A 4,813-nucleotide genomic window follows, 5' to 3' on the forward strand; every position below is an offset into this window, starting at 1 on the left:
ATATAGAATGTTATTCGGTTCAAGCGTGGAACTGCAATGCCATCATGTCTAAGTTGGAGGTCGTAGGAAACCTTTGGCACAGATATGATAATAGCAGCCCACGCTATAGCGTGAGAACCACTATGCCCTCTCTTGTGCCAAGTTATGAAATTTCCTACGTTTCCAACTTACAAGAAAAGCATAACGCTTCTTTAAATCCTTAAAATATATTTTGGAAAGAGTATTCTCAATCCGTTTACAAAAGTAATTAATTTATGCGAAAATATTAAGCCTTATGACGATAATCTTAGTTAATTTTTTGCGTCATAAAGCTGCGCATGCGAATAAAAACTGTTGCCTGTGATAGCGCAATTTGCAGTATGTCGACTGATTAGATTTTTATGTCATTCTATTTTAGATTAAAATTCGTATCTTTGTTTGCGATTTTGTATATGCAGAAAAAATAAAAGCAGATGAATTGGATTATTCTTGTTATTGCCGGATTTTTTGAGTCGGGCTTTGCCTTCTGTCTTGGCAAGATGAAGGAAGCCTCCGGCACGGAGTGGTATCTGTGGTGCGTCGGTTTTCTTGTATGTCTTGTCCTGAGCATGGTGCTGCTGGCCAAGGCGGTGCAGACTTTGCCCATAGGCACGGCTTATCCTGTGTGGACAGGCATCGGGGCCGTTGGCACGGTGCTGCTGGGCATCATTTTCTTTCATGAGCCGGCATCATTCCTGCGCCTGTTCTTTATCACCACGCTGATAGCCTCAATAATCGGACTGAAGATGGTTTCGCATTGAACGACTGATATCCGGCAGGGCTTTAACTGAAATATAGCGTTATGATTCAGCCTGTGTCTTTGTCTTATGTTGTGTATAACATAGTATGCGGTATGACGGCCGGCTGGGGCTTTGCGGGTTTCATTTTGTGCTTGTCATATAAATATGCTTTGTGCCAGACCATATTTTCAATTTTGTTTGCGTTAATTCATCAGTTTTATGTAAGTTTGCAGCCGAAACTTAGAATGTTATGAAAAAGAAACAGATATTGCTCATAAACGATATGGCAGGCTACGGAAAGGTGGCCACGGCAGCCATGCTCCCTATACTGTCGTATATGGGACATCCCACATATAATTTGCCCACGGCACTTGTGTCTAACACGCTCGACTACGGAAAGTTCAACATACTCGAGACAACAGAGTATATCAAGGGCGTGTTCCCCGTATGGCGCGAGCTCGGCTTCTCGTTCGATGCCATAGCCACAGGCTTCATGGCGTCGGAGACTCAGGCGCGCATCATAGCAGCCTACTGTCGCGAACAGGCAGAGAACGGCACGGTGGTGTATGTCGACCCGATAATGGGCGACGAGGGCAAGCTGTATAACGGCGTTACCGACGAGGCCATAAAGAGCATGCGCGAGATGGTCAGCGTGGCCCATCTTGTGTTTCCAAACTATACTGAGGCCTGCTATCTCACCGACAGCCAATATGACGCTGCCGGAGTAACAGCCGAAGGTGCCCGTCGACTGCTCGACTCACTTCTGAAGTTAGGCACAAAGTCGGCCCTGATAACGAGCATACGTGTAGACGGCCAGCCGTCAGTTGTTGGCTACAACCACGTCAACGGCGAGTATTTCACACAGCCCTACACTGAGATACCCGTTCATTTCCCCGGCACCGGCGACATCTTCTCAGCCGTGCTCATAGGCTATCTGCTGGGCGGAAAGGAACTGAAACCAAGCACACGCAAGGCCATGGACGTGGTGTATAAGCTGATAGACCTCAACAAGGACAACACTGACAAAAACCGCGGCATACCTCTGGAGAAATATCTCGACGTGCTTTGACATAAGTGAAAAACGAAAAGTGAAGAGTGAAGAATCCTAATGCCTTGTTGTAATCGAAACTCCTGTCTTTGTTTCGAAGCAACAAGGCCATTGTTCTGTCGGATATAAGGATCTTTGATTCGCAATTCATACCTGTAAGTCATAATAAACAGGACGCTGTCGGATTGAAAAATCCTTATATCCAGTTCTCAAGACAAACGTTTGCACAGAAGTTTCGCTGATATTTGTGGCGGCGTGTAAACAAGATGTTCATAATATCTTTAATTTTACACCGTGAAAAAACATTTTTATACCATGAGAAAATTATTTACCACAATCGTATCGTCACTTATGGCTTTGTCGGTTTCGGCACAGGGATGGCCGTCGGGCTGGCAGGGCGTGATGCTGCAAGGCTTTTATTGGGACTCGTTCTCAGACACACAGTGGACCAACCTCGAGAGTCAGGCCGACGAGCTGTCTGAGTTTTTCAAACTGATATGGATACCTCAGAGCGGCAACTGCGGCTCGGGCAACTCCATGGGATACAACGACCTCTACTGGTTTAACAACTACACGAGCACGTTCGGCAACGAGCAGCAGCTGCGCTCCATGATCAGCACCTTCAAGAGCAAGGGGCTGGGCACTATAGCCGACGTGGTTATCAACCACCGCTCGTCGATGGCTGGCACATGGATGAGCTTCCCCGAGGAGACCTACAAGGGCGTAACCTACACGATGGGGGCTGCCGACATCTGCTCTAACGACGACGGAGGCAAGACGGCTGCGCAGGCTGAGGTTAAGCCTACGGGACAGACCGACACGGGCGACGACTTCGACGGAGCGCGCGACATCGACCATAACAGCGCTAACGTGCAGGCCATGGTTAAGGCATATCTCGACTTCCTGCTCAACGACCTTGGATATACGGGCTTCCGCTACGACATGGTGAAGGGCTATGCGCCTGAGTTTACGGGCATATACAACACGGCCGCCAACCCGCAGTATTCGGTAGGCGAGTATTGGGATGGCGTGTCGCAGATAAAGAGCTGGATAGACGGCACCACAGCCAACGGCGCAAAGCAGTCGGCCGCGTTCGACTTCCCGCTGAAATATCTGCTGCGCGACTGCTGCAACTCGTCTTCAAACTGGAGTACGCTGGGCGGCAGCTGTCTGGCCAACGACATGTATTATCGCCGCTATGCCGTAACCTTCGTTGACAACCACGACACCTATGGCCGCGGCAACGACGGCGAGGTGAAGGCCAACATCCTGGCTGCCAACGCCTTCATCCTGGCAGCGCCGGGCACTCCGTGCGTCTTCCTGCCTCACTGGAAGGAATATAAGCAGGACATAAAGCAGATGATATATGCGCGCAACATGGCCGGCATAAACAACGAGAGCACATTTGAGACCATGAACCGCACCGCCTCGCAGTATGCCATCAAGGTGAACGGCACTGACGGCAAGTCGGTGGTTGTTATTATGGGCTCAACCTCATGGCCTTCGTCAACCGTAAAGGAAGCCGACTATCAGCTCGTTGACAAGGGGCAGAACTTTGCATATTATATCTCGCGCAATGCCGGCAGCGTATGGGCCGATGTTCCGTCAGGCTCTTACGACAACGGCGTGAGCGTAACTCTCAGCGCACTCACAACCGATGCCGGCGCACAGATTGTCTACACCACTGACGGCAGCGAGCCTACGGCATCTAACGGCACGAAAGTCAGCAGCGGCGCAACAGTGAGCATCGACGCCACCACAACCCTCAAGGCTGCACTGCTGACCGGCGGCGCAGTGAGCGGCATGATAACACGCCACTACACCGTTACGGCATTCCAGCCACATGAGATAACTGTATGCGTCAATGCCGACAACGTAGGCTGGAGCCGCGTAAACTTCTGGTCGTGGGGCGGCGACGGCACACACTCGCCCGTGAACGGCTCATGGCCCGGCGACAACGTTACAACTACAAAGACCGTGGGCGGCAAGACATGGTATTATCAGACCTACACGATGAACTCGTCAGACGATTGTGTGTGCTTCGTGTTCAGCACCGCGAGCGGCTCGCCTCAGACAGTTGACGTGAACAACGTCAGCAAAGACAGCTACTTCGAGATTTCTTCAACCTCTGAGGGCGGCAAGTATAAGGTTGACGATGTTACCGACAAGTATGCCACAAGCATCGGCGGTATCGTGGCCGACAAAGCCGAAGGACGCACCTCTGCAGGTGTCTACACCATAGACGGACGCCTCGTGCGCCATACGTCGGGATGTGCTACGGCCGACGAGGCTGTAAGCGGACTCGCCAAAGGCCTTTACATCGTTAACGGCAAGAAGGTTGTGGTGAAGTAACGGCTTGACATCACAGAATAACATTCAAGGATAAACCTTTGTCGGGCGTTATATTTCAGACGTATACGCAAGATAATAAAGCCATATACGGTATAATTACCGATAGGGGATAATAAAAGACAGGGGGCAAGATGTATCAGCATCTTGCCCCCTGTCTTTTATTATGATTAAGCCTCTGTTATTATTTGCCCATGTCTATTTTCCAGTTGCCCTGTTCGTCTTTCTTGAGCTTGATGTCGTCTTCTTTGTCAGAGCCGTCACCATACATAATCTTCATCTTAACAACAGCACTCTCGCCGCTTTCGTCTATTTGTTCAGACAGCGCCTCATACGACTTTATTCCGCCTTTTTTCTCATACATCTTGTCGGCCTTGCCCTGCATCATGCCCGACAGCATCTTCTTTCCGGCTTCAGGGTCTTCGCCCTCTTTAACCTTCATATAAACGAGGTCGGCAAATTTGTCGTAGTCTTTGTCCTGCAAGCATTTAACAGCCTTTTCTGCCACGGCTTTAGGGGTGTTTCCGCCGCCACCGCACGATGTCATGATAAACAAGGCTGCCATAAGAGCCATAATTCCAATTAATTTTTTCATGGTTCAAAAATTTTTTTGTTTGTTAATAACCTTAATTCCGCAACACATATTGTTAGAAATAAA

4 protein-coding genes are annotated in these 4,813 nt (G+C 49.5%); 3 read left to right on the plus strand and 1 reads right to left on the minus strand.

Annotation, left to right across the window (positions count from 1 at the left end; translation table 11 throughout):
• Positions 1–452 precede the first annotated feature (452 nt).
• From QVO66_RS00390 to QVO66_RS00400, 3 genes are all read left to right on the plus strand, one after another.
• A complete protein-coding gene (locus QVO66_RS00390; protein ID WP_021853377.1) occupies positions 453–779 on the plus strand; it encodes a DMT family transporter in 327 nt (108 codons plus the stop codon).
• Between the two features lie 229 nt (positions 780–1,008).
• A complete protein-coding gene (locus QVO66_RS00395; RefSeq protein ID WP_021853378.1) occupies positions 1,009–1,827 on the plus strand; it encodes a pyridoxamine kinase in 819 nt (272 codons plus the stop codon).
• Positions 1,828–2,121: 294 nt separating this feature from the next.
• Positions 2,122–4,158: a chitobiase/beta-hexosaminidase C-terminal domain-containing protein gene (locus QVO66_RS00400; RefSeq protein ID WP_021853379.1), complete on the plus strand. Its 2,037-nt coding sequence runs from the start codon at positions 2,122–2,124 to the stop codon at positions 4,156–4,158.
• Between the two features lie 181 nt (positions 4,159–4,339).
• On the opposite strand, the gene QVO66_RS00405 is transcribed toward QVO66_RS00400, so the two are convergent.
• Positions 4,340–4,750 (minus strand): DUF4878 domain-containing protein, encoded by a 411-nt coding sequence (locus tag QVO66_RS00405; protein ID WP_082335276.1) that lies wholly within the window; start codon positions 4,748–4,750, stop codon positions 4,340–4,342.
• Between the last annotated feature and the right edge of the window lie 63 nt (positions 4,751–4,813).

Origin of the sequence: Prevotella sp. CAG:255, from assembly GCF_000431195.1 — a bacterium.
GTDB lineage: Bacteria > Bacteroidota > Bacteroidia > Bacteroidales > Bacteroidaceae > Prevotella > Prevotella rara.